Genomic DNA, 2,617 nt, shown 5'->3' with positions numbered 1-2,617 from the left:
GGGATGTAAATCCCCGGATGGCAGTGTTATCTCTCATCAGTTCTCTGGCTCGGTTACAGAGAACTGATGTGGGGCAGCCATCCGGGTGCTTGCGCACCCGGCAGGGAGCTGCCGGCCCTCCAGGCCTATTGCGCGGTAACTGATGCGACGTCCCGAGCGAAAGGCGACTATAAAAAGTCGTACGTTCCTAACACGTGTTTTCCGGGACCAAAACCCTTCACGGAGCGGGGCGATGCCCACGCGGTTAAACAATTTAGAAACGCTTTACGGCGTTCATCAATTTTTAACGCCGCCGAGTTGAACCGAGCGAACATAAAAAAACGCCGCCCAAAACTATTGTCTTGGGCGGCGTTTCAAAAGCGGAGGACACGAGACTCGAACTCGCAGCCCCTTGCGGGGTACCTCAGTTCCAGTGAGGCCGCTCACCAATTCGCTTATCCTCCGTTTTAAAATCAGCCGATGAACCTAGATTGTGCCGTCTGGTCGCATTGCGATCAAGACGAGTAAATCAAGCTTACCGATTTCCGATCAAAAAGCTGCGCTGGCTCCGCTGATCAGTTTGATAAATTCAGCGTTGGATTCGAATCGCCCAAGTTGCTTGGTCAATTGTTCCATCGCATCGCATTCGTGCATCGTCGATAGCGTTCGCCGCAGCATCGTGACTGCTTCGTAGGTTTCTTCGTCGTGAAGTAATTCTTCGCGGCGAGTTCCACTTTGCGAGATGTCGATCGATGGCCAAACGCGGCGGTCGGCCAACCGACGGTCCAAGACGACTTCCATGTTACCAGTTCCCTTGAACTCCTGGAAAATCGCTTCATCCATTCGGCTGTTGGTATCGACCAAGCAGGTGCCGACAATCGTTAGCGAACCGCCTTCTTGGAATGCTCGAGCGGTTGCAAATAGTTTCTTTGGAACATCCATCGCACTGATGTCCAACCCACCGGTTCCCGTCGCTCGACCACGTCCTGACTTGCCGACCCATTTGTTAAACGCACGGGCAAGACGGGTAATCGAATCAAGCATCAAGAAAACGTCTTGGCCGGATTCTGCGAGTCGTTTCGCACGATCGATCACCAACTGGCTCAAACGCACGTGACTTTCTACGTCCATATCCAAACTGCTGGCGATCACTTCGCCGCCGGTGATGCTGCGTTTCATGTCCGTGACTTCTTCCGGACGTTCGTCGATCAGCAAGACGATCAGTTTGACATCGGGATGATTGACTGACATGCCTTCGGCAATGTTTTGCAGCATGATCGTTTTGCCGCTGCGTGGCGGTGCAACGATCAATGCTCGTTGGCCCTTGCCCATCGGCGTCAGCAGATCGATGACTCGATTGGTCAGCGGTTTCTTGCCAACTTCCATCGGCAACCAAACTTCTGGATTGATCGGCGTTAACGTGTCGAACGCTTTGACTTCTAGGAACGCATCCGGAGCCATTCCATCCACGTCCAGGATTTCGCGAACTCGCGGGCCCTGTTGTCGGCGACCGTCTTGGACCATCGCTTTGATGTAAACACCTTGGCGAAGCCCATAGCGTTCGATCATCGTGCCAGGAACAAATGGATCGCTTCGTTCACGCGAATAGTTGTTGTCGATCCCCCGCAAGAACCCGTAACCGTTGGGGTGCATTTCCAGAATGCCTTGGCCCTCGATCAGCGGTGCGTCGTTGGGCAGGTTGTCATCTTCGCGATCTGGACCGTTGTTTCCATTCTGACCGCCGCCGCCACCGCCGCCACCGCCACGTCTGCGGCGACGTGTTCTCGACTTATTGCCGGATGGGCCTTGGCCACCGGAACCGTTGTGTCCACCGGATCCATTGTTTCCGCCGGAACCAGATCCTTGGCCACGGCCTCGGTTTGATCGTTTCTTTTTCGCCATGTGTAATCCAGATAGCTGACCTGACTGATTGGACGATCGAATCGACCAAAATGGGACATATCAACTGGGGTTGAAGAAATACCGCGCCTAGAAAGGAAAGGGAAAATAATCTTGATGAAAAACGGCGGTGTGTTCCGCATCAAGATATCGGCGTGAATATGGATCCAACGCCGAGTCGTTTCATTCGTGTGGCCGAAAACCGTTTCGTGTCACTGAACCAAAGATTTAATGAGAGGTAGCCAATTTGATCGGCTTTACGAGAATCAGTAAACGCTGATTCCAAAGGTCGTTTGTGTGGAGGTCATTTCCTTCAATGGACCAGTCTCAATTCGACCTGGGTAAGGGATCTCGAAATGGCAAATTTGCCAACACGAAATGCTTCACGCAGCATCGTGACAGTCGCGTCGTTTGCGTTGTTTGCGTTGTTGTCACTTGAGATGGACAGGATGATGTGTCCGGGGGAGAGGTAGATGAGCCGGTTAAGCTCTGATTGCTACCTTCTTCATGCCTTCTATTGCCAAATATATCTCGCTGAACACCGATGTCAAGACCATCGTCGGTGTAGGCTAGTATTCAGCGTCACCTCAATTTTCGGGTAGCGGAACTCGCGCGTGAGCCGCAGGGTTCACGAACTTAGTCGTGAATCGGTGAAAGCCGGTTCACTTTAAACGGTGAGGTCGCCCAGAGGTGGCCGAAGCCTACCTCGGCTGGTCCGTTCTGGTCGAGAACTTGTTCC

1 protein-coding gene and 1 tRNA gene are annotated in these 2,617 nt (G+C 53.0%); both read right to left on the bottom strand.

What is annotated here, in order from left to right:
• Window positions 1-360: 360 nt before the first annotated feature.
• Window positions 361-443: transfer RNA gene (locus tag RC85_RS25350), tRNA-Ser, on the bottom strand.
• 85 nt (window positions 444-528) lie between these two features.
• Window positions 529-1,881, bottom strand: coding sequence for a transcription termination factor Rho (gene rho / locus RC85_RS25345; protein ID WP_068267678.1), 1,353 nt, complete (start codon window positions 1,879-1,881; stop codon window positions 529-531).
• Window positions 1,882-2,617: the final 736 nt, after the last annotated feature.

Origin of the sequence: Rubripirellula obstinata (genome assembly GCF_001642955.1) — a bacterium.
GTDB classification, from domain to species: domain Bacteria; phylum Planctomycetota; class Planctomycetia; order Pirellulales; family Pirellulaceae; genus Rubripirellula; species Rubripirellula obstinata.
Note: the sequence above shows the minus strand (reverse complement) of the source record. Positions and strands in the feature narration are given on the sequence as shown.

Excerpts from the sequence above, each read along its gene's own strand:
- rho (WP_068267678.1), bottom strand. The coding sequence starts at position 1,881 with ATGGCGAAAAAGAAACGATCAAACCGAGGCCGTGGCCAAGGATCTGGT.